Source organism: Mesorhizobium sp. M0140 (assembly GCF_040322475.1).
Lineage (GTDB): Bacteria > Pseudomonadota > Alphaproteobacteria > Rhizobiales > Rhizobiaceae > Mesorhizobium.
The window spans coordinates 215,033-235,963 of the sequence record NZ_JAMYTM010000005.1 but is presented as its reverse complement, the minus strand read 5'-3'; the positions used below and the strand labels follow the sequence as shown (position 1 = coordinate 235,963).

The 20,931-nt window shown below is 63.3% G+C and carries 19 protein-coding genes; 8 read left to right on the top strand and 11 right to left on the bottom strand.

Annotated features, from left to right (window positions below; translation table 11 throughout):
• Nucleotides 1-46 precede the first annotated feature (46 nt).
• The 3 genes from NKJ37_RS07890 to NKJ37_RS07880 form a co-directional block, all read right to left on the bottom strand.
• Nucleotides 47-709, bottom strand: coding sequence for an HAD family hydrolase (locus NKJ37_RS07890; protein WP_352773524.1), 663 nt, complete (start codon nucleotides 707-709; stop codon nucleotides 47-49).
• Nucleotides 709-1,194, bottom strand: coding sequence for a dUTP diphosphatase (dut, locus tag NKJ37_RS07885; protein WP_023811652.1), 486 nt, complete (start codon nucleotides 1,192-1,194; stop codon nucleotides 709-711). The genes NKJ37_RS07890 and dut overlap by 1 nt, the downstream gene beginning before the upstream one ends.
• A gap of 301 nt (nucleotides 1,195-1,495) precedes the next feature.
• Entirely contained in the window at nucleotides 1,496-1,966 is a 471-nt protein-coding gene (locus tag NKJ37_RS07880) for an Lrp/AsnC family transcriptional regulator (protein ID WP_023811653.1), read from the bottom strand.
• Nucleotides 1,967-2,080: 114 nt separating this feature from the next.
• Here NKJ37_RS07880 and NKJ37_RS07875 point away from each other — a divergent pair, with 114 nt between their 5' ends.
• The 3 genes from NKJ37_RS07875 to NKJ37_RS07865 all read left to right on the top strand — a co-directional run bounded on the left by NKJ37_RS07875 (nucleotide 2,081) and on the right by NKJ37_RS07865 (nucleotide 4,846).
• On the top strand, nucleotides 2,081-2,329 hold the full coding sequence (locus tag NKJ37_RS07875; protein WP_023811654.1) for a DUF6356 family protein: 249 nt from the start codon (nucleotides 2,081-2,083) through the stop codon (nucleotides 2,327-2,329).
• A 15-nt stretch (nucleotides 2,330-2,344) separates the two neighbouring features.
• Nucleotides 2,345-3,145: a class II glutamine amidotransferase gene (locus NKJ37_RS07870; protein ID WP_023811655.1), complete on the top strand. Its 801-nt coding sequence runs from the start codon at nucleotides 2,345-2,347 to the stop codon at nucleotides 3,143-3,145.
• 327 nt (nucleotides 3,146-3,472) lie between these two features.
• Nucleotides 3,473-4,846 (top strand): amidase, encoded by a 1,374-nt coding sequence (locus tag NKJ37_RS07865; protein WP_352773521.1) that lies wholly within the window; start codon nucleotides 3,473-3,475, stop codon nucleotides 4,844-4,846.
• On the opposite strand, the gene NKJ37_RS07860 is transcribed toward NKJ37_RS07865, so the two are convergent.
• Nucleotides 4,840-5,913 (bottom strand): NAD(P)/FAD-dependent oxidoreductase, encoded by a 1,074-nt coding sequence (locus tag NKJ37_RS07860; RefSeq protein ID WP_352773518.1) that lies wholly within the window; start codon nucleotides 5,911-5,913, stop codon nucleotides 4,840-4,842. The two genes, NKJ37_RS07865 and NKJ37_RS07860, sit on opposite strands and share 7 nt — an antisense overlap.
• 236 nt (nucleotides 5,914-6,149) lie before the next feature.
• Between NKJ37_RS07860 and NKJ37_RS07855 the strand changes: the two genes are divergently transcribed.
• Nucleotides 6,150-7,742, top strand: a complete 1,593-nt coding sequence (locus NKJ37_RS07855; protein WP_352439722.1) for a peptide chain release factor 3 — start codon at nucleotides 6,150-6,152, stop codon at nucleotides 7,740-7,742.
• An 83-nt stretch (nucleotides 7,743-7,825) separates the two neighbouring features.
• Here NKJ37_RS07855 and NKJ37_RS07850 read toward each other — a convergent pair whose 3' ends face one another.
• The 3 genes from NKJ37_RS07850 to NKJ37_RS07840 form a co-directional block, all read right to left on the bottom strand.
• Nucleotides 7,826-8,296: a VOC family protein gene (locus tag NKJ37_RS07850; protein ID WP_136619954.1), complete on the bottom strand. Its 471-nt coding sequence runs from the start codon at nucleotides 8,294-8,296 to the stop codon at nucleotides 7,826-7,828.
• Between the two features lie 33 nt (nucleotides 8,297-8,329).
• The gene (locus tag NKJ37_RS07845) at nucleotides 8,330-8,857 is read right to left on the bottom strand and encodes an SRPBCC family protein (RefSeq protein WP_245273228.1); all 528 of its coding nucleotides are present in this window, start codon (nucleotides 8,855-8,857) and stop codon (nucleotides 8,330-8,332) included.
• A gap of 72 nt (nucleotides 8,858-8,929) precedes the next feature.
• The gene (locus tag NKJ37_RS07840) at nucleotides 8,930-9,274 is read right to left on the bottom strand and encodes an ArsR/SmtB family transcription factor (protein WP_352673456.1); all 345 of its coding nucleotides are present in this window, start codon (nucleotides 9,272-9,274) and stop codon (nucleotides 8,930-8,932) included.
• 197 nt (nucleotides 9,275-9,471) lie between these two features.
• Here NKJ37_RS07840 and ilvD point away from each other — a divergent pair, with 197 nt between their 5' ends.
• Nucleotides 9,472-11,316 carry a dihydroxy-acid dehydratase gene (gene ilvD / locus NKJ37_RS07835; protein ID WP_023811662.1) on the top strand — a complete coding sequence of 615 codons (1,845 nt, stop codon included), beginning with the start codon at nucleotides 9,472-9,474 and terminating at the stop codon, nucleotides 11,314-11,316.
• Nucleotides 11,317-11,474: 158 nt separating this feature from the next.
• Here the strand turns inward: ilvD and NKJ37_RS07830 are convergent, their stop codons facing one another.
• Nucleotides 11,475-13,229 (bottom strand): ABC transporter ATP-binding protein, encoded by a 1,755-nt coding sequence (locus tag NKJ37_RS07830; protein WP_128363991.1) that lies wholly within the window; start codon nucleotides 13,227-13,229, stop codon nucleotides 11,475-11,477.
• 169 nt (nucleotides 13,230-13,398) lie between these two features.
• Here NKJ37_RS07830 and NKJ37_RS07825 point away from each other — a divergent pair, with 169 nt between their 5' ends.
• The gene (locus tag NKJ37_RS07825) at nucleotides 13,399-14,679 is read left to right on the top strand and encodes an amidohydrolase family protein (protein ID WP_023811664.1); all 1,281 of its coding nucleotides are present in this window, start codon (nucleotides 13,399-13,401) and stop codon (nucleotides 14,677-14,679) included.
• A 106-nt stretch (nucleotides 14,680-14,785) separates the two neighbouring features.
• The gene (locus NKJ37_RS07820) at nucleotides 14,786-15,709 is read left to right on the top strand and encodes a DMT family transporter (RefSeq protein ID WP_023811665.1); all 924 of its coding nucleotides are present in this window, start codon (nucleotides 14,786-14,788) and stop codon (nucleotides 15,707-15,709) included.
• 5 nt (nucleotides 15,710-15,714) lie between these two features.
• On the opposite strand, the gene NKJ37_RS07815 is transcribed toward NKJ37_RS07820, so the two are convergent.
• Nucleotides 15,715-16,617: a phosphotransferase family protein gene (locus NKJ37_RS07815; RefSeq protein ID WP_023811666.1), complete on the bottom strand. Its 903-nt coding sequence runs from the start codon at nucleotides 16,615-16,617 to the stop codon at nucleotides 15,715-15,717.
• Between the two features lie 101 nt (nucleotides 16,618-16,718).
• Between NKJ37_RS07815 and NKJ37_RS07810 the strand changes: the two genes are divergently transcribed.
• The gene (locus tag NKJ37_RS07810; protein WP_164893001.1) at nucleotides 16,719-17,351 is read left to right on the top strand and encodes a class I SAM-dependent DNA methyltransferase; all 633 of its coding nucleotides are present in this window, start codon (nucleotides 16,719-16,721) and stop codon (nucleotides 17,349-17,351) included.
• A gap of 1 nt (nucleotide 17,352) precedes the next feature.
• On the opposite strand, the gene NKJ37_RS07805 is transcribed toward NKJ37_RS07810, so the two are convergent.
• Together NKJ37_RS07805 and NKJ37_RS07800 are read right to left on the bottom strand one after the other, a co-directional pair.
• Nucleotides 17,353-19,806: a GcvT family protein gene (locus tag NKJ37_RS07805; protein ID WP_128304830.1), complete on the bottom strand. Its 2,454-nt coding sequence runs from the start codon at nucleotides 19,804-19,806 to the stop codon at nucleotides 17,353-17,355.
• Nucleotides 19,803-20,690 (bottom strand): phosphotransferase family protein, encoded by an 888-nt coding sequence (locus NKJ37_RS07800; RefSeq protein ID WP_023811669.1) that lies wholly within the window; start codon nucleotides 20,688-20,690, stop codon nucleotides 19,803-19,805. The genes NKJ37_RS07805 and NKJ37_RS07800 overlap by 4 nt, the downstream gene beginning before the upstream one ends.
• Nucleotides 20,691-20,931: the final 241 nt, after the last annotated feature.

Genomic DNA, 20,931 nt, shown 5'->3' with positions numbered 1-20,931 from the left:
GCTAGCACGGACGATCGAGGCGTACAGCCGCGGGCTGAAGATCAGCTTAGTGGATCGGCACCAGCCCGGCCAGCTCGCGCATGTCGTCGAACAGGATGCCGCCGGCCTGGATCAGGCCAGCGCGGTCGGAATAGGGATCGGCATGATAGGAAAACACCCGCATGCCGGCGGCGATCCCGGCCTGCGTGCCGGCGACGCTGTCCTCGATGACGATGCAGTCGGCGGGCGCGAAGCCCATGGTCTTGGCCGCATGCAGGAACAGGTCCGGGAACGGCTTGCCACGGCTGACCATGGTCGAGGAAAACATCGCGTGTTCGAACAGCGGCAACAGCCCGGTCTGGCCGAGCGTGATGTGCATCTTCGACACTCGGGCCGAGGTGGCGACGCAATAGGCGATACCGGCTGAACGCACGGCTTCGACGAACTCGCGGACGTAGGGGATCGCTTCGACGCCGTGGGCAAACAGATCCGGCAGGCCGGCGTTCCAGCGATCGACGAAATCGACGCCGAGCCTGACGCTGGTCTCTGCTTCGATCTCTTTCTGCACCGACGCCATGCTGCGGCCGGAGAAATTCTTGCGGCAATATTCGAAGCTTGTCGGATAGCCGGCAGCGGTCAGCCATTCGGCGAGACGCCGATTGGCCAAATTCTCTGTATCGACCAGGATGCCGTCGCAGTCGAAGATGACAAGTTTAGGCAGTTCAGACATCAGGCGGTGCCGGTCGATCCGAACCCGCCCGAGCCACGCGCCGTGCCGCCGGCCAAAGTGCGCTCTTCCACGGCCGCCTGCGTCACCGCCGCGAAGACGATCTGGGCGATGCGCATGCCGCGCGTCACCGCGAAATCCTCGTCGCCGAGATTGATCAGCAGCACCTTCACCTCGCCGCGATAATCGCTGTCGATGGTGCCGGGCGTGTTGAGCACGGTCAGGCCGTGCTTGAAAGCAAGTCCGGAGCGTGGCCGCACCTGACCTTCCATGCCCTCGGGAATCTCCAGGATCAGCCCGGTCGGCACCAAAGCGCGTTTTCCGGGCAGGATCAGCAGCGGCCGGTCGTCGGGCACCGCGGCGCGCAAATCCATGCCGGCGGCACCGATGCTTTCATAGGCGGGGAGGGGAAGTCCTTCAGCATGCGGCAACCTGACGAAGCCGACGGTCGGACCGATGACGGAGGGAGTTTGAAGGGCTGCGCGCATAAAATCGATCCTATCGGCGCGAACGGCGATTCGGTCAACTCGACTGTAATTCTATCAACGGCTTTCTTTTGGGCGGCACTGTGACCACCCAACGCTTCGTCATCCACGGGCGAAGCAAGGAGCGAAGCGACGCAGCGCAGACCATAGGATCCATGCCGCGACTTTAAAGCGTTGCTGCGGTGCAGAATTCTGCTCCGCTGCACTCCTCGGCCAAGGTCACGGCATGGATCCTCGGGTCTTCGCGACGGAGCTTCGCTCCTGCTCCGCCCGTGGATGACGAAGTTGGGAGGCTTCAGCTAATCTACCTCAGTTCCATCGGAACGACGGTGGTCTCCTTGATCTCCTCCATCACGAAGGACGCGGACACATCCGACAGCGCCACCTTGGCGATCAGCCGCTGGTAGAGCCGGTCATAGGCCTTCACGTCGGCGACGCGGGCGCGCAAGACATAGTCGAGGTCGCCCGACATGCGGTAGACGCCGGTGATCTCGGGAAAGCCGGTCACTGCCGCGCGGAATTTCTGCAGCCACTCCGGGTCGTGGTTGGACGTGCGGATCAGGATGAAGACGGAAAGGCCAAGTCCGAGCTTTTCGGCATCGACCAGCGCCACGCGGCCGGTGATGACGCCATCCTCCTCCAGCCGCTTCACCCGGCGCCAGCAGGCATTGCGCGACAGCGCCACCCGTTCCGACAGCTGGTCGACCGACAGCGTGCCGTCGCGTTGCAATTCGGCAAGCAATTTCCGGTCGATTTCGTCGATTTCCAACGCCATGTGGGATGTTTGTCCCATCAACGGGTCAAATACAAGGATATTTCGAGACCGATGAACCGGCGAAGCGTGTCAGGATACTCATATCAGGAACTTCAAGCGCTGAAGGGGACCAGCATGTCGGTCGCAAGGATTTTCACCTCTCATCCGGCCAAGGTCGGCGAAACCTATTTCACTCATATGGCCTTTGCCGGCTGGTTCTCGTCGCGGCTGCTGATGGCGGCTGGCGCCGCGCTCGTTCACGCTTTCTTGCCATTTCTGTTTGAGACTACCGCCAGCCGAATCGTTCGTGAGCTTTACGAGCGGACGCACAACAGAGGCACACACGCGATCAAGGAGCCTGCGGCTCTTATGGATCGCGCCTAGAGGGCGACAGAAGCGATGTGCCGGTGGGCGGCCTATCTCGGTGAAGCAGTCTTTCTCGAAGACATGCTCACCGCGCCCTGTCACTCGCTGATCGCCCAGAGCCATTGCGCCCAGGAAGCGAAATCGCCGACCAATGGTGACGGTTTTGGCCTTGCCTGGTATGGCGACCGCCCGGAGCCGGGTCTCTACCGAGACATCCTGCCGGCATGGTCGGATCCCAATCTGAAGAGCCTGTGCCGGCAGATCAAATCCGGCCTGTTCCTCGCCCATGTGCGGGCGTCCACCGGCGGCGCCACCAGCCGCATGAATTGCCATCCGTTCATCTCCAGCTCTTGGTCGTTCATGCACAACGGCCAGATCGGCGGCTTCGAAAAAATCCGCCGCGCGCTGGAGAATTCGCTGTCCGACGCTGTCTTCGACCAGCGCGAAGGCACCACCGATTCCGAATTGTTTTTCCTGCTGATGATCGACGAGGGATTGACCGGCGATCCGCAAGGCGCCGTCTCCCGCGCCACCAGCCGCGTGCTCGAAGCCTCGCGCCGCGCCGGCCTCGAACCGGCGCTGAAACTCACCGCCGCCTTCTCCGACGGGCAGGCGCTGCATGCGGTGCGCTACGCCACCGACGCTCACGCACCGACGCTCTACACGTCTGTCCTGCGCAAGGGCGGCGGCCGCTGCATCGTTTCCGAGCCGTTCGACCGCGAGGGCGGCGACTGGCAGGCGATCCCGCCGTCGAGTTTTGTGACGATCACTGGCGATGGCATGGTCATTCGCCCTTTCGCACCCGCATCGGCCAGGCTGGCACTGGCCGTCTAGTTGCAAAAGTGCGGCAACGCCGCGGGACAGCCCCCCTCTGTCCTGCCGGACATCTCCCCCACACGGGGGGAGATTGGCACCTGCGACTGCCGCGCTATTCCTTGCAACGTCCGAGATTGGCGAAAGCTGTCGTGACATCCAATCTCCCCACCTGTGGGGGAGATGTCCGGCAGGACAGAGGGGGGCGCCGTAGAGTGCAGACTTGGACAGTCCAGTCTGCACAATTTCGATCAAACGCAGACAATCCTCGAATGCTCAACTCCATTTGAAGCAGCGCCGCTGTCCGCCATCCGATCAGGCGAACGCGGCCAAGCCGGAGCATTGTCAATGGACCTCGTCTTTTCCTCAACCATCGAGCTGGCCACTGCCATCGCCGCGCGGAAGATCTCCGCCGTCGAGGCACTCGACGCGCATCTGGCGCAGATCGATGCGCACAACGATGCGGTCAACGCCGTCATCTCGCTCGACAGGGAAGGGGCTCGCGAGTGCGCCAAGAAGGCCGACGCGGCCCAGGCGCGCGGCGAGGCCCTCGGCCCGCTGCACGGCGTACCGTTCACGCTGAAGGACATGCACGATACATCCGGCATGAAGACCACGGTCGGCTTTCCGCCCTTTGCCGACTATGTCGCCAAACAGGACAGTCCGGTCGTCGCCCGCTTGCGTGCGGCTGGCGGCGTGCTGATGGCCAAGACCAATGTCGCGACCATGCTTTCGGACTGGCAGTCGAACAATCCGCTGTTTGGTCGCACCAGCAATCCCTGGAATCTCCAGCGCACGGCGGGCGGTTCCAGCGGCGGCGCGGCGGCTGCACTTTGCTCGGGGATGACGCCGTTCGATGTCGGCACCGACATGCAGGACTCAATCCGGCTGCCGGCCAGTTTCTGCGGTGTCTATGGCCTGAAGCCGACGGAGCACCGCGTCTCGCTGGCCGGCGTCTTTCCCGATCCCGGCGGTACTGCGCGCAGCGTGCGGCTGATGTCCTGCCTTGGGCCGCTGGCGCGCAGTGTGGAAGATTTGGCGCTGATCTATCAAATCATTGCCGGTCCTAATGGAAGCGACACCGATCTTGCGCCGGTGCCGGTCGAGGATATGCCAAGCCTCGACCTCAAGACATTGCGCATTGCCTTCGCGCCGTTCTTTCCCGGGTTTCCAGTGGCGGGCGACGTCAGCGCCGCGGTCGAAAGTCTCGCAAGGCAGTTACAATCCGCAGGAGCGGTCGTCGAAGAAGCAAAACTGCCGAAACTTGACCTGCATGACGATCTGGAGCAGGGCGGCGCGCTGATCGGCATGATGCTGGAGGCCGCTCAGCCTGAGCCGCCGGAGGAACCGACACCGGTCTCGCGCTGGTTCGAGGCACTCGCCCGCCGCGACAAATCCATTCTCGCCTGGGACCGGTTTTTCGAGGCCTACGACGCGTTGATCTGCCCGGTCGCCATGACCACCGCCTTCCCGCATTGCGAGCCGGGCACGCCGATCAAGGTCGACGGCAAGGAGCAGAACTACTGGATGCTGCCGGCCTATGGCGCCGTGTTCAACTACAGCGGCCATCCAGCGCTTTCCATGCCGTGCGGACTGGACAGCACCGGCCTGCCGATCGGCCTGCAACTGGTCGGCAAACGCTGGTCGGAGTCACGGCTGCTCGGCATCGCCAAGGCAATCGAACCACTCACCGGCGGCTTTCGCCGTCCGCCCGCCTATTGAGCGAAGCGCGACAATCCATAAGGGGCAAGTAAGGGGTCGCGCTCGCCGTCGAGGATTTCCCTTGTGGCGAACAGGCCGACGGCCGGCGCCAGCGTGATGCCGGAATGCATGACCGCGACATAGACACCGTCCATGCCCACCGCGCGGCCGATGATCGGAAAGCCGTCGATCGGCGTCGGCCGGTAGCCGACCGTGTGGAAATCGAGTTCCAACCCGTCGCTGTCGCGCAGCATGGCCTTCATGGCCGCAAACAGCGCGTGGGCGGTGGCTTCGGCATTCATACCCGGATCGGCGCCGCCAAAATCCGAGCCGGCGATGATGCGGCCTTCCGCCGTCTGGCGCATGTGCAGCCGCTCGGCCAGAACCAGACCGTTGAGCAGCTTTTTGTAAGGCCGTGAGTGGACGATCAGGCCGGGCGGCGTTTCGATCGGCAGGTTGATCCCGGCGGTCGCGGCGATCTCCGGCGAGCCGACGCCGGCCGCGACCACCACCTCGTCTGATGCAATCAATCCGTGCGAAGTGTCGACACCGGTGATCCTGCCGCCGGTCTGGACCAGGGCCGTCACCGTGCTGGAGATGGTCTTCGCGCCATGTCGCTTCGCGTCTGCCAATAGGGCATGGGCGGCGGCCACGGGCTCTGCGACACCTTCCTCAGCCACATGCAGGGCAAAGTCGGGAAGCTCGGCGAGATTGGGCTCGATGCGCGCGGCACCGGCGCGGTCGACGCGTTCGATGCCGTAGCCCCAGGCGGAATGCTCCGTGGCGTAGATTTCCATGTCGGTGGCCGACAGATCCCAGCACAGGCCGCCGCACCAGCTGAGCGGCAGGCCGGGTAGGTCCTGCGCCAGCCGCGACCATTCGGCCATCGCGCGGGTGCGCAGCCGGAAATAGGGCTCCGGATTGCCCCAGCTGGCATTGATCCAGGCAAACGAGTTTGGGGTGGCGATTCCACCGACGGGGCTGTCGGAAATGACCGTGACCTGTGCTCCCGCCTTGCTCAGATGCCAGGCGATGGAGGAGCCGATGATGCCGGCGCCGATGACGATCACTTGTTTCGCCGCAGTCATGCTTGCTCCTCTGCCTCGCCATCCGGAGGGATGTTCGTCCAGTGCCATCCCGGCAGCCGCTTGCCAACATCGCGCAGCGCAAAATATGCGGCAATGCACTGGCCGGAGCCACAGCACGGCTGAGCTGTATGCTCTGACGGTGAGGCGGCGATCAGCAGCTTCCGAGCCGCCGGACCGGTCGACAGGCCGGCACTGCGCTGCTAGAAGCCCGGCCTGTCACACGGAAATCCCAGAGAATGCCCGAAGCAATAGAAGAAGAAGTGGCGCGCCGCCGCACCTTCGCGATCATCGCGCACCCGGACGCCGGCAAGACGACGCTCACCGAAAAGCTGCTGCTGTTCGGCGGCGCTATCCAGCTTGCCGGCGAGGTCAAAGCCAAGAAGGACAAGATCCAGACCCGCTCCGACTGGATGAAGATCGAGCGTGAGCGCGGCATCTCGGTCGTCACCTCGGTGATGACCTTCGAGTATGAAGACAATGTCTTCAACCTGCTCGACACGCCCGGCCACGAGGATTTCGCCGACGACACCTACCGCACGCTGTCGGCGGTCGACTCGGCGGTCATGGTCATCGATGCCGCCAAGGGCATCGAGCCGCGCACACTGAAGCTGTTCGAAGTCTGCCGGCTGCGCGACATTCCGATCATCACCTTCATCAACAAGATGGACCGCGAAAGCCGCGATCCGTTCGAGATTTTGGACGAGATCGAGCAGAAGCTGGCGCTGGATACTGCCCCCGTCACCTGGCCGATCGGCCGCGGCAAGAATTTTGCCGGCACCTATCATCTGGCGCTGAATGCCGTGCGCAGGGGCGACGCGGAGAAAGAACGCACGCCGGTTAATGGTCCCGATTCCAACCGCGTTGCTGGCCTTTTGCCAGAAAACGAACGCGAAGCCTTCATCGAGGAACTGGAGCTCGCGCGGGAAGCGTGCAGACCCCTTGATATAGAAGCCTTCCGAGAGGGCCATCTGACGCCGGTCTATTTCGGCTCGGCGCTGCGCAATTATGGCGTGCGCGACCTGATCGAGGCGCTTGGCGCTTTTGGACCGCCGCCGCGCGCGCAGGAGGCCGACACCCGCAAGGTCGAGGCAACCGAGGAGAAGATGACGTCCTTCGTCTTCAAGATCCAGGCCAACATGGATCCCAACCACCGCGACCGCATTGCCTTCGTCCGCGTCTGTTCGGGCAAGCTCGAGCGCGGCATGAAGGCCAAGCTGGTGCGTACGGGAAAGCCTATGTCGCTGTCGGCGCCGCAATTCTTCTTTGCCCGCACCCGCGTCACCGCCGACGAGGCGTTCGCCGGCGATGTCGTCGGCATTCCCAACCACGGCACGCTGCGTATTGGGGATACGCTGACCGAGGGCGAGGAAATCCTGTTCCGCGGCGTGCCGAATTTCGCACCGGAAATCCTGCGCCGCGTTCGCCTCGGCGACGCGATGAAAGCGAAAAAACTCAAGGAAGCGCTGCACCAGATGGCCGAAGAGGGCGTCGTGCAGCTGTTTTCGCCGGAGGACGGCTCGCCTGCCATCGTCGGCGTCGTCGGCGCCCTGCAGCTCGACGTGTTGAAGGAGCGGCTGAACTTCGAATACACGCTGCCGGTCGAATTCGAGATGTCGCGGTTTTCGGTCTGCCGCTGGATATCGGCCGACGACAAAGCCGAGACGCTTCGCTTCATCGAGGCGCATCGCGGCGACATCGCCCGCGACCTCGACAATGATCCAGTGTTCCTCGCCCAGCACGCTTTCTCGCTGAACTACGAAGCGGAACGCTGGAAGGCGATCAGATTTGCCACGATCAAGGACTATCAGGTCCGCGACAGAGCGGCGTAAGTCGCCCTTTTTCCTTCTCCCCGTTTACGGGGAGAAGATGCCCGAAGGGCGGATGAGGGCGGCGCCGGCGTTGAAGGTTTCGCTCAGCCTTTGGCCGCTTCTTCGATCTTGGCGATGTCGATCTTGCCCATCTGCATCATCGCCGACATCACCCGGCCGGCCTTCGCCCGGTCCGCATCCCCGAGCAGCCTGGGCAATTGCTCCGGCACGACCTGCCAGGAAACGCCGAATCTGTCCTTCAGCCAGCTGCAACGGCCGGGTTCGCCACCGCCTTCGGTGAGTTTGCTCCAGAAGTGGTCGACTTCAGCCTGCGTCTTGCAGTCGATCGACAGCGACATGGCCTCTGTGAATTTGTATTGGGGGCCGCCATTGAGCGCCTGGAACTGCACGCCGTCGAGTTCGAATGAGGCCACCAACACCTTGCCTTCCTGGGCGTGGCCCTGTGGCCAGCGCGTGACGCTCAACACCTTGGAATTCTTGAAGATCGATACGTAGTGGTTCATGGCCTCTTCGGCCTGGCCGTCGAACCACAGGAAGGTGGTGATCTTTTGCATTGTCTGTCTCCTTGGCATTTCTTTAGGGAAGGGTCAGGCGGCGCCCTTGGCGGCGTCCTGGAGTGAAAAAAGATAGGCGTCGAGCTGGGCGTAGCTGTTGGCCATGCCGCTGGTCATGCCGGTGCCGAGAGCGCCGTCACGGGCTGTTTGCGAAGCGTAGAGCACCGTCTGCGTTAAAAGGGTTTTGCCGGTCTGATCGGTAAAGGTCACCGTTCCGATCGTTTCGCCACCGGTCCAGTCCTCGTCGAACAGTTCGGTTGCGACGATCCGGCTCGGCCGTACGATTTCGCGATAGGCGCCGCTCATACCCATACTGCGACCGTCGCGGTGCTGCCAGACATAACGCGTCGCGCCGCCGACTCTGAGGTCGATCTCGCAGACCGTCAGACGCCAGCCGTCCGGGCCGTGCAGCCAGCCCTTCAGCAGCTCCGGCACCGTCCAGCAGTCGAAGACCATCGGCCGTGGCGCCGCGAAGAGGCGGGTGATCTGGATCTCACGGTCGCTGGGCGTGGTCACTGTCAAGGTGGCGACGGTTGAGCCGGGAAGAATTGTGGTGCTCACGATGATCCTCCTTATGTTGTCCAAGGACGGCCGGCCGGCCGGCGATCCGACACAGGTCCCGATTTTTTCCGGCTATTGGTCTGCCTCGCCGGGAGCTTTTTCGGCTTGCATGGCGCCCAACAGGGCGTCGAGGCGCTGGAAATTGCCTTCCCAGATTTTGCGATAACGCTCCAGCCAGTCATTGGCCTCGGCCAGCGGCTCGACTTCCAGCCGGCATGGCCGGCGCTGCGCGTCGCGGCCACGAGAGATCAGCCCAGCGTTTTCCAGCACCTTGAGATGCTTGGAAATCGACGGTTGGCTCATCGCGAAGGGTTCGGCGAGCTCCATGACCGAAGCTTCGCCCTGGATGAGCCGCGCAAGGATGGCGCGCCGTGTTGGATCGGCGAGCGCGGCAAAGGTAGCGTCCAGCTGGTTCATCTGTCATCCATAGCCAATAAGGTATATACCCATTTGGCTATATACAGGTGAATGACCCTCGTCAACCAAGTTGCGCCTTGCGTTCTGGCGCATTGCAAAATTGTGGCCAGACCGGGCTTGCGCGTCTATAACGCCTGCGGTCCGAATTCAGCTCCGCCGCGCCATGCCTGGCTGTGGCCAGCCACCAAGGAAAAAACATGCCTGCCTATCGCTCCCGCACCACCACCCATGGCCGCAACATGGCCGGCGCTCGCGGCCTCTGGCGCGCCACCGGCATGAAGGACAGCGATTTTGGCAAGCCGATCATCGCGGTGGTCAACTCCTTCACCCAGTTCGTGCCGGGCCATGTCCATCTCAAGGATCTCGGCCAGTTGGTCGCGCGCGAGATCGAGAAGGCCGGCGGCGTCGCCAAGGAATTCAACACCATCGCCGTCGACGACGGCATCGCCATGGGCCATGACGGCATGCTCTATTCGCTACCGTCGCGCGAGCTGATCGCCGACTCGGTCGAGTACATGGTCAACGCTCACTGTGCCGACGCCATGGTCTGCATCTCCAATTGCGACAAGATCACGCCCGGCATGCTGATGGCCTCGTTGCGCCTCAACATCCCGACCGTCTTCGTTTCCGGCGGTCCGATGGAAGCCGGCAAGGTGGTTCTGGCCGGCAAGACGCAGGCGCTCGACCTGGTCGATGCCATGGTCGCGGCCGCCGACGACCGAATTTCCGACGAGGACGTCAAGGTCATCGAGCGCTCGGCCTGCCCGACCTGCGGCTCCTGCTCGGGCATGTTCACCGCCAATTCGATGAATTGCCTGACCGAGGCGCTGGGCCTTTCGTTGCCGGGCAATGGCTCGACGCTGGCTACCCACGCCGACCGCAAGCGGTTGTTCGTCGAGGCCGGCCACTTGATCGTCGATCTCGCTCAGCGCTATTACGAGCAGGACGACGAAACCGCGCTGCCGCGCAACATCGCCTCGAAGGGCGCCTTCGAGAACGCCATGACGCTCGACATCGCCATGGGCGGCTCGACCAACACCGTGCTGCACATCCTGGCTGCCGCGCATGAGGGCGAGATTGATTTCGATCAGGACGACATCGACGCGCTGTCGCGCAAGGTGCCGGTGCTGTGCAAGGTTGCTCCGGCCAAGTCCGACGTCCACATGGAAGACGTCCACCGCGCCGGCGGCATCATGGCCATCCTCGGCCAGCTCGACAATGCCGGCCTGCTCAACCGCGACCTGCCGACGGTCCATACGCGAACGCTGGGCGAAGCGCTCGACCATTGGGATATTTCCCGCACGACCAGCCAGAGTGTGCGCGATTTCTTCCTCGCCGCCCCTGGTGGCGTGCCGACACAGGTCGCTTTCAGCCAGGATCGCCGCTGGGACGAGCTCGATCTCGACCGCGAGAAAGGCGTCATCCGCTCGACCGAACATCCCTTTTCCAAGGACGGCGGCCTCGCCGTGCTGAAAGGCAATCTGGCTCTCGACGGCTGCATCGTGAAGACGGCCGGCGTCGATGAATCGATCCTGAAGTTCACCGGCCCGGCCCGCGTCTTCGAAAGCCAGGATTCCAGCGTCAAGGCGATCCTGTCCAACGAGATCAAGGCCGGCGATGTGGTCGTCATCCGCTATGAAGGGCCGCGCGGCGGCCCAGGCATGCAGGAAATGCTTTATCCAACCAGCTATCTGAAGTCGAAAGGGCTCGGCAAGGCCTGCGCTCTGGTCACCGACGGCCGCTTCTCCGGCGGCACCTCGGGCCTGTCGATCGGCCATGCGTCGCCGGAAGCCGCCGAAGGCGGGCTGATCGGGCTGGTGCAGGAGGGCGATACGATCGAGATCGACATCCCGAACCGCAGCATCCGCCTTGCTGTCGATGACGCGGAGCTCGCTGCGCGCCGGGCGGCGATGGAGGCCAGGGGCGCCCTGGCCTGGAAGCCAGAGGAAAAGCGCAAGCGCAAGGTGACGACCGCCTTGCGCGCCTATGCCGCGATGGCGACCAGCGCGGCCAAGGGGGCTGTCAGGTTCGTGCCGGAATAAGGTTCGCGCCCAGGCCCCCTCATCCGGCCGCTACGCGGCCTCTTCTCCCCGCTAGGGAGAAGAGGCTGGCGCCGGCGCTGACGATCTCTTCTCCCCTCGGGGAGAAGGTGGCCCGAAGGGCCGGATGAGGGCGCCTGGCTCCAACATCCGGAACACCATCAGGGCATCAACTGATACTCATAAAGCTTCTGGTAGAGCCCGCCCTGCTTGAGCAAGGTCTTGTGCGGGCCGCTTTCCACCACCTTGCCGGCTTCGAGCACCACGATCGTGTCAGCCTGGTGCACGGTCGACAGACGGTGCGCGATAACGATCGTCGTGCGGCCTTCCGTCAATTGCTGCAGCGCGTCGCGGAACAGTGCTTCCGATTCGGCATCGAGCGCGCTGGTCGCTTCGTCCAGAAGCAGGATCTCGGCATTGCGCAGCATGGCGCGTGCGATCGAGATCCGTTGGCGTTGGCCGCCCGACAGCAGGCCGCCATTCTCGCCGACATCCGTCTCGTAGCCTTTCGCCTGCGCGCTGATGAAGTCATGGGCGTTGGCCGCCTTGGCGGCGGCGATCACCTCTTCGTCGGTCGCACCCTCGCGCCCAAGCCGGATGTTGTGCATGATGGTGCCGGCAAACAGGAACGTGTCCTGGCTGACATAGGCGATCTTTTCCCGCAGCGATGCGAGCGTTGCATGGGAAATATCCTGACCATCGAACAGCACCTTGCCGCTCTTCGGGTCGTACATGCGCATGATCAGGTTTAGAATCGTCGACTTGCCGCCGCCGGAAGGCCCGACCAGCGCCGTCATCTTGCCGGGCGCAAGCGTCAGATCGAATCTGTCCAGCACCGGCGGCCCGTTCTGATAAGCGAAGTCGACGGCGTCGAACCGGATCTCGCCCGGTCCGGCCAGAAGCGGCTTCGCGTCGGGCTTCTCCACCAGAGTCAGCGGCTGGTCGGCGAGCTCGAACATCATGCGCACGCCGACAATACCGCTTTCCAGCGATATGCGCACGCGCGCAAGGCGCTTTGCCGGCTCATAGGCAAACAGCAGCGCCCCGATGAAGGCCATGATGTTTCCCGGCATCTGGCCGCCCTGCAAGACCAGGAAGCCGCTGACGAAGATGGCCCCGGCAATTGCCAGCCCGGCCAGCGTCTCCATCACCGGGCTTGTCGCAGCTTCCAGCGTCGCGATGTTGTTGGCCCGGTTCTCGACGTCCGACACAGCCTTGTACATGCGGTTGCGCATTGCGCCTTCGAGGTTGAATGATTTGACGACGCGGACGCCGATTGCCGTTTCCTGCATCACCTGCACGATCTGGCCGACCGAGCGAAACTCCATCGCGGCGAACTTGCGAACACGTTTGAGGATGCGGTTGACCCCGTAGATAGCCAAGGGGCCGACGACGAAGCAGATTATAGACAAGGCTGGCTGCTGCCAGACCATGACTCCTACCAGCACAACCAGCGACAACAGGTCGCGCACATAGGACGTGACAACGAGGTCGAGCACGTTGCGCGCCGCCTGCGCATTGTTGGTCATGCGTGTGATCAGGTCGGACGAGGAGGTCGAATGGTAGAATTCGATGCCTTGCGCCAGGATTCGATCGTAGATCTTGCGCTGGCGATCGGCGATGATGGCGTTGCCGACCCGGCTCATGAAATAAGCCTGGATGAAGTTGGCGAGACCCTTGAGAATGAAGATCGTGGCGACCCCCGCCGCAATCAGGTTGACGCGGTCAATCCGCTTGAAGACCACGAATTCGTCGGTGATCTCTTTGAGAATCCAGGCGCTGGCGCCGGTCGTGGCGGCCACCACAAGCATCGACAAGATCGCGGCGCCGTAGCCAAACCTGTGCTGATAAAAGGATTCCCGGATCAACCTCGCAACGAGGCGCTGGTTTTCCGTCGAGCGGAAGAAACGAAACAAACGGCGGATCCTTGAAACCGGGACAACGAAGGCGGCTTATAGAGGGAGTTGCGGCCGGATGGAACCATCCGCGGCCGCCGCGGACAAACCGCTGTTGCAAGCGGCATCGACGGGATGCGATTTTCAGCCTCGGCTATATCAGATGATTCTTTTGACGGGATGACGACAGATGGATTTCGACCTTATCGTTCGCGGCGGCACGCTGCCTGATGGCAGGGTTGCCGACATAGGCATCAGCGGCGAGACGATCGCGGCGATCGAGCCCATTATGCAGGGTTCCGCGCGAACCGAGGTCGACGCCCGCGGCAATCTGGTCTCGCCGCCCTTCGTCGATCCGCATTTCCACATGGACGCGACGCTCTCATACGGCATTCCACGCATCAACGCGTCGGGTACGCTGCTCGAAGGCATTTCGCTATGGGGCGAGTTGAAGCCGCTTTTGACGCATGAGGCGGTGCGTGATCGCGCATTGGCCTATTGCGACTGGGCGGTGTCGATGGGCCTGCTCGCCATCCGCACCCATGTCGATGTCTGCGATGACAGGCTGCTGGCGGTCGAGGCGCTGCTCGAGGTCAAGAAGACGGTCGCTCCCTATATCGACCTGCAACTGGTCGCTTTCCCGCAGGACGGGTTTTATCGCGCTCCATCTGCGCGTGAAAACACCATTCGCGCGCTCGACATGGGCGTCGACATTGTCGGCGGCATCCCGCATTTCGAGCGCACCATGGCCGACGGCACGCGCTCGGTAACGGAGCTGTGCGAGATCGCGGCCAGGCGCGGCCTGATGGTCGACCTGCATTGCGACGAGACCGACGACCCGCTGTCGCGTCACATCGAACAGCTTGCCTATGAGACGCAGCGCCTTGGTCTGCAAAACAGGGTGGCCGGCTCGCATCTCACATCGATGCATTCGATGGACAATTACTACGTCTCGAAGCTGCTGCCGCTGATCGCCGAGGCCGGCGTCTCGGTCATTCCCAATCCGCTGATCAACATCATGCTGCAGGGCCGCCACGACACCTTCCCGAAGCGCCGCGGCCTGACTCGGGTCAAGGAGATGCTGGCGCTCGGCATTCGCGTCGGCTGGGGCCAGGATTGCGTGCTCGATCCCTGGTATTCGCTTGGCACCGCCGACATGCTCGATGTCGCCTTCATGGGTCTGCACGTTGCTCAGATGTCGAGCCCGGCCGAGATGGCGCGCTGCTTCGACATGGTCACCAACGTCAATGCCGCGATCATGGGCCTCGATCATCTCGGCCTGGCGGTCGGCAAGCGCGCCAGCCTTGTCGTCCTCGATGCCGGCAATCCGGTCGAAGCCCTGCGCTTGCGCGCCGAGCGCCTGTGCGTCATCGCCAGGGGCAAGGTGGTGGCGGAGCGGACGAAGCAGGAAACCAGGCTGTCCATCGACGGAAGGCCGGGAATGGTGAACCGGCGGCACATATCCAGCTAGATACAGCCGATTCCTGGCGCTGGTCTTACCCATTGCCCGAATTCTCCTCGTCAAAGCCGCCGCTTCCGTCTACGACGCGGCTTACCAGGGAGGAATCGGGATCGGCATGACGCAGCCCGTGGCGCAGAATTCGACGATCAGGAATGTGCTTCTGGCCGGCATTCTGCTGATGCTGGCCGGCGACTTCCTGTTTGCGCTGAACGACGCCATGGGCAAGTGGCTGGTCGCCAGCTTCTCCGTCGGTCAGGTGGTGCTGATCCGCTCCATCGGCGCCTTTTTCGTGCTTGGCCCGATGATTGCCCATCAAGGCACGGCCAAGCTGTTTCGCATGGAGCGCTTGGAGCTGCAGCTGCTGCGCGTTGTCATGACCACGCTCGACACCGCGCTCTTTTATGCCGCCGTGGTCTATCTGCCGCTTGCCGATGTCATGAGTTTCTACATGGCCGGGCCGATCTACGTTGCGGCGCTCTCGCACCTCTTGCTTGGCGAAAAGGTCGGTTGGCGCCGCTGGATGGCGATCCTGCTCGGCTTCTGCGGCGTTTTGATCATGCTGAAACCGTCCTCGGCGGCGTTCTCGCTGTCGTCGGGCTTTGCGCTGGTGGGCAGCATCTCCTTCGCCTTCGCCATCATCCTCAACCGCCGGCTGCGCGGCACCAGCGACACCAATCTGGTGACATGGCAGACTATCGGCACGCTGCTGGTCGGGGGTGTGCTGACCATCGGCGCCTGGCAGACGCCGTCGGCGCTCGATCTCGGCGCCATGCTGCTGCTCGGCATCGTCTCCTGCGGCGCGCATCTGATGATCACCAGGGCGCTCAAGCTGGCGCCGGCTTCGACATTGGCGCCGCTGCACTACACGCTGCTGCTGTGGGCGGTGGTGTTCGGACTGGCATTCTTCGGCGACGTGCCAGGCCCGCGCATACTGATCGGCTCGGGCATCGTCGTTCTGGCCGGCCTGTTCATCTTCCACCGCCAGAAAGTGGTCGAGACTGCGGTGCCGCCCGAAAACGTGCCGAAGGGCGTGAATTAGTAGGCTCAGCCCTGACGTATCGCCGCCAGGTGCCGTGAAAACTCCGTCGTCTCCATCAGCGCCTTGCAGCGCGCGAACCGACCGTCGGCATAGGCGCGAAAATCATCGACCGGATTGTTGTTGGCGAGCTGGATCAGCCCCCACAGCGTCCACAACAGGTCGCACATCGCCTTGTAGATGACGATGCGGCCGCGCTCCGCCGGCTTGGCCTCGCCGCCGAAATAGGCGCGCATCATCTCCTCATCCTGCCCCGTGTCGAATTTGCCTTCCACGCTGAGGTCGCCAAGGTCCCAGAGTGGGTCATTCATGCCCGAATACTCCCAGTCGACGATCCACATCCGCTCGCCGGTATCGAGAAAGTTCTCGCACAGCGGATCGCAGTGGCAGGCAACGAGCGGCAGCGGATAGGCGGCCAGCGCCGAGCGCACGCTCTCGGCGTCGCGCACCACGTCATGATAACCGGCGGGCAGGGCGACCTCCTTGGTGGACAGCACCTTGAGGTAATCGTCGATCATCGCGAACAATTCGAAGCGGAAGGGAAACACCGCGCCTGAATCGTGCAGCTTGCGAAAGGCCTCGCCGGCGCGGGCCGGACTGCCCGGACGTGTCCGGAATTTCTCCGGCGACATCGTTTCGGCGCCGGCGATGTAGCGTGTCACCATCACCCCGGTGCCGGGGTCGACATGCAGCACCTCGGGACTGACCCCTGCCTTTGCCGCTTCGCGTGCAGCCACTGCTTCGTTGGCCCGGTTGATGTATTCCTCGGTGCCCTTGCCGGGAATGCGCAGGCAGAAGTCGCCGGCCTTGAAGACGAGGTTGGTGAGGCCGCCCAGCCGTTCCAGCGGCCCGCTGTAGCCGGCCAGCATGGGAATGGCGTCCAGTGCCGCACGCGCCTCGTCAGTCACCATGCCTGCGCCCCCACGCCGTTATTTGTCGCAGCGACGGTTCCACAATTTTCGCGCTTTGGCTATCATCACTGCGAGATCAAAAATTGGCGGACTGGATAAAAGTGGCGGACAGCAAACATCATGGCGCGCTCGGCGCGGCCTACGCGGCAAAGCGGCCCGAAGAGGTGGCCGCACTCTATGATCGCTGGTCGGAAACCTATGACGCCGACATGTCGGCCGCCGGCTATCGCCATCCGACGATCTGCCTTGCCTTGCTGGCCCGCCATCTGCCGCGCGGTTCAGCACCGCTGCTCGATGCCGGGGCCGGCACCGGGCTCATCGGCGAATGGCTTGATATTGCTGGTTACCCGCAAGTCGAGGCACTCGATATTTCACAAGGCATGCTGGATCAGGCGGCCCGCAAGGGCGTCTATTCCGCGCTCCATTGCCTGGCGCTCGGCGGTCATCTGCCCTTTGCCGATGATGCCTATGCCGGGATCATCTCGGCCGGCGTCTTCACCTCGGGCCATGTCGGCGTCGAGGGGCTGGACGAGCTAATCCGCATCTGCCGCCCGGGCGGCGTGATCGTGCTGACGGTCAAGAACACGCTGTGGGATGCCGGCTTTGCCACGCGTGTCGGCGAGATCGAGGCGCAAGGCCTCGTCACCCGCGTCGAGGAAACGCGCCCTTACGTCTCCATGCCGGGCGAAGCCGACACCGTGCCCAGCCGCGGTCTCGCACTGCGCGTGACCTGACCTACGCTTTGACCCTGGCGCCTGCCGGGTCGTACATCGGCTCGAGATGGATCTTGGCCGGTGTCCTCTCCATCGCAACCACCAGTTCATAGTCGCCCGAGACCAGAAAATCGTCGCTCACCCCGTCGGCGTTGCGCACATAGCCGTAGCCGATGGTCTTGCCCAGCGTGTAGCCATAACCACCGCTGCTGAGATAACCGACCGGATCGCCATTGCGCAGTATGGTTTCGCGACCGAGCAGCACGATCTCGGGGTCGTCGACCGTGAAGCCGGCAAAGCGTTTCTTCAGTGCCGCGCCGCTGGTCTTCTCCAGCGCGCGCCGTCCAACGAAATCGGTGTTCTTGCGCAGCTTGACCGCCCAACCGAGCCCGGCTTCCTGCGGCGTGTCGTTGGGGGTGATGTCGGAGCCCCAGGCGCGATAGCCTTTTTCCAGCCTTAGCGATTCCAGCGCCCGATAGCCGACCGGGCGGATGTCATGCTTCTCGCCTGCCGCCAGCAGCGCGTCGAAGACTTCGCCGGTGGCCGCGATCGGCACATGCAGTTCCCAGCCGAGTTCGCCGACATAGGTGACGCGCAGCGCCCGAACCGTGTGGCCGGCGATGGCAATCTCATGCACATGGCCGAACGGGAAGCCGGCATTCGACACGTCGGTTCCGGTCGCCGCCGAGAGCACGTCGCGCGCCCGAGGACCCATCAGCGACAGCGTGCCGAAATCCTCGGTGACGTCGACAAGCCTGGCGTCGAGCCCTTCGCCGATATGATCGCTGATCCATGAGAAATCATGCGTGCGGAAACCTGTGCCGGTGACGATGTAGAATTTCTCCTCGGCCAGCCTCGCCACAGTGAGATCAGCCTCGATACCGCCGCGCGTGTTGAGAAGCTGCGTGTAGGTCAGCCGGCCGACCGGTTTGCTGACGTCGTTGGCGCAGATCCAGTCCAGCGCCTTCAGCGCATCGGGCCCGCTCAACTCGTATTTGGCGAAGGAGGATTGATCGAATATGCCAACCTTTTCGCGCACATGACGGTGTTCGTCGCCGACCGCCGCGAACCAGTTCTGCTGGCCCATCGAATAGATGTCCTGCGGCTCGACGCCTTCGGGCGCGAACCAGTTCGGCCGCTCCCAGCCGAGCTTCGAGCCGAACACAGCATTATGCTGTTTCAGCCTGTCGTAGAGCGGCGAGAGGATACGGGGCCTCCCGCTGGCATACTCCTCATGCGGGAAGCCGATCGTATAGTGCTTGCCATAGGCCTCCAGCGTGCGGTCGCGGACCCACTGACGGTCGCGGTGCAGGTTGGAAAAGCGCCTGATGTCGACCACCCAAAGGTCGAGCGGCGCTTCGCCGTCGACCACCCACTGCGCCAGCACCCAGCCGGCGCCGCCGCCCGAGGCGATGCCGAAGGCGTTGAAGCCGGCGCCGACGAACATGTTGGCACATTCGGGCGCTGTGCCGAGAATGAAATTGCCGTCCGGCGTAAAACTCTCCGGCCCGTTGATCATCTGCTTGACGCCGACGGTTTCCAGCGCCGGCACGCGCGCGATCGCTTGGCTCATGTGCTGCTCGAAATGGTCGTAGTCGTCGTCGAACAGCCTGAACTCCCAATCATTGGGTACGTCGCCGCCGGGGAGACCAGTCGCCCAGGCCTGCGGGTTCGGCTCATAGCCGCCCATCACCAGCCCGCCGACTTCCTCCTTGAAATAGGTGCGTCGGTCAGGGTCGCGGATGGTCGGCGCGTCGGTCGCCAGACCGTCGATCTTCTCGGTGATGATGTACTGGTGCTTCACCGGCTGAAGCGGCACGTTGATGCCGGCCATGGCCCCCACTTGCCGCGCCCATTGGCCCGCACAGTTGACCACCTTGTCGCAGGCGATGTCGCCCTTGCTGGTCTTCACCGCCGTGATGCGGCCGTCCTTCATTTCGAAGCCGGTGACACGGACATCCTCGAACAGTTTGGCGCCATGCATGCGCGCGCCCTTGGCCAGCGACTGCGTGATGTCGGAGGGGCTCGCCTGGCCATCGGTCGGCAGCCAGGAGGCGCCGACGAGATCGCCGGTCTCCAGCAGCGGCCACATTCTTTTCACCTCGTCCGGCGACAGCAATTGCATGTCCATGCCGAAGCTTTTTGCTGTTGTCGCCAGCCTTTTGTACTCCGTCCAGCGGTCGGCATTGGTGGCGAGCCTGAGGCAGCCGGTCATCTTCCAGCCGGTGGCGAGACCGGTCTCGGCCTCCAGTCCCTTGTAGAGGTCGACGGAGTATTTCAGCACGCGGGTGATAGACGCCGACGAGCGCAATTGCCCGACAAGGCCGGCGGCATGCCAGGTCGAACCCGAGGTCAGCTTGCCCTGCTCCAGCAGCACCACGTCAGCCTTATGGTCGCGCGCCAGATGATAGGCCGTCGAACAGCCGATGATGCCGCCGCCGATGACGACGATGGCGGCCTGGCTCGGCAATGTCATGATTTCTGTATCCCGTATTTTGTCCGGTAGTTTTCCAGTGCCGCGTCGAGCCGGACGAGGTTTTCCTCGGTGTAGGCGACGTAGTCGATGCCTGGCGCGTCGAGATAGAGCTCGGAGACCATGCTCCACATCGCCTCGCGCAGCAGCGAGGCGCATTGCATGGCCGCGTGCGAACGGCGGATCGCATCGTCCGGCTCCTTCATGAAGTAGGCTGTCAGGAAGGCGAAGGATTCCTCGTCGCTCATGCCGGCGTTGGAGGCGGCGCCTGCGAGGTCGAACATCGCCGTGTTGAAACCGGCATATTCGAAGTCGATCAGCCACAGCCTGTTGCCGTCATCGAGAATGTTGGCCGGCAGCAGATCATTGTGGCCAAAAACGATCGGCAGCAGCTTCTGCGCGCGCTCCAGTTCGTCGGCCAGCGTCAGCAGATGCGGCAAGTCGCTGCGCTTGCGGCTGCCGCCTTCTTCAAGCGTGCGCGCATAGTCGCGAATGACATGGAACACCCAAAACATGAAGCCGGCGCCGGAGACGTGATTGGGCATTTCCCGGTGGAAGGCGCGCATCAGAGCCGCGACGCGGCCGAGATTGGCGCGCACGTCTTCCGCCAGATAGGTTTTCGCACCGAGAAATTCCGTTACCAGTATGCCCGGTTCGGCATGGCGGACGGCTGGCGCGAAACCGGCGGCATGCGCCGCCCGCGCGGTCATAACCTCGCGCTCGCGAAAGACATGGTGGAACGGATAGTCCTTGCCGAAGCGCACGACATGTCGTCCGGCCGCGTCCGTGACCACATAATTCGCGTTGCTCAGGCCGCCGGGCAGCGGTGCGATCTCGATGCCACCGGTCCAGCAGGGCAGGGCGCGGATGCGATCTTCGGCGGTCACGGAACATCCCTGGTTTGCTGGGCTTCGACAAGGCGCCGTGAACAGCGCAACGATGGCGGGAGAAACGTAAATAATCTCGTCGGTGCGGGACGCCAGGATCGGTATCCCGCACCGCACCGACGAGCCCCTTGGCCAGGTTTTTGAGCCCGGCATCCGCCCCCGCGGATCTGAAAATTCCTTGAACAGGCACTCCAAACAGCCTGATCACTGAGTTGCGGCTCTGCCCCAGTCGCAGATCTGA

Coding starts and splice junctions, on each gene's coding strand:
- NKJ37_RS07890 (WP_352773524.1), bottom strand. CDS start 709: ATGTCTGAACTGCCTAAACTTGTCATCTTCGACTGCGACGGCATCCTG.
- dut (WP_023811652.1), bottom strand. CDS start 1,194: ATGCGCGCAGCCCTTCAAACTCCCTCCGTCATCGGTCCGACCGTCGGC.
- NKJ37_RS07880 (WP_023811653.1), bottom strand. CDS start 1,966: ATGGCGTTGGAAATCGACGAAATCGACCGGAAATTGCTTGCCGAATTG.
- NKJ37_RS07875 (WP_023811654.1), top strand. CDS start 2,081: ATGTCGGTCGCAAGGATTTTCACCTCTCATCCGGCCAAGGTCGGCGAA.
- NKJ37_RS07870 (WP_023811655.1), top strand. CDS start 2,345: ATGTGCCGGTGGGCGGCCTATCTCGGTGAAGCAGTCTTTCTCGAAGAC.
- NKJ37_RS07865 (WP_352773521.1), top strand. CDS start 3,473: ATGGACCTCGTCTTTTCCTCAACCATCGAGCTGGCCACTGCCATCGCC.
- NKJ37_RS07860 (WP_352773518.1), bottom strand. CDS start 5,913: ATGACTGCGGCGAAACAAGTGATCGTCATCGGCGCCGGCATCATCGGC.
- NKJ37_RS07855 (WP_352439722.1), top strand. CDS start 6,150: ATGCCCGAAGCAATAGAAGAAGAAGTGGCGCGCCGCCGCACCTTCGCG.
- NKJ37_RS07850 (WP_136619954.1), bottom strand. CDS start 8,296: ATGCAAAAGATCACCACCTTCCTGTGGTTCGACGGCCAGGCCGAAGAG.
- NKJ37_RS07840 (WP_352673456.1), bottom strand. CDS start 9,274: ATGAACCAGCTGGACGCTACCTTTGCCGCGCTCGCCGATCCAACACGG.
- ilvD (WP_023811662.1), top strand. CDS start 9,472: ATGCCTGCCTATCGCTCCCGCACCACCACCCATGGCCGCAACATGGCC.
- NKJ37_RS07825 (WP_023811664.1), top strand. CDS start 13,399: ATGGATTTCGACCTTATCGTTCGCGGCGGCACGCTGCCTGATGGCAGG.
- NKJ37_RS07820 (WP_023811665.1), top strand. CDS start 14,786: ATGACGCAGCCCGTGGCGCAGAATTCGACGATCAGGAATGTGCTTCTG.
- NKJ37_RS07815 (WP_023811666.1), bottom strand. CDS start 16,617: ATGGTGACTGACGAGGCGCGTGCGGCACTGGACGCCATTCCCATGCTG.
- NKJ37_RS07805 (WP_128304830.1), bottom strand. CDS start 19,806: ATGACATTGCCGAGCCAGGCCGCCATCGTCGTCATCGGCGGCGGCATC.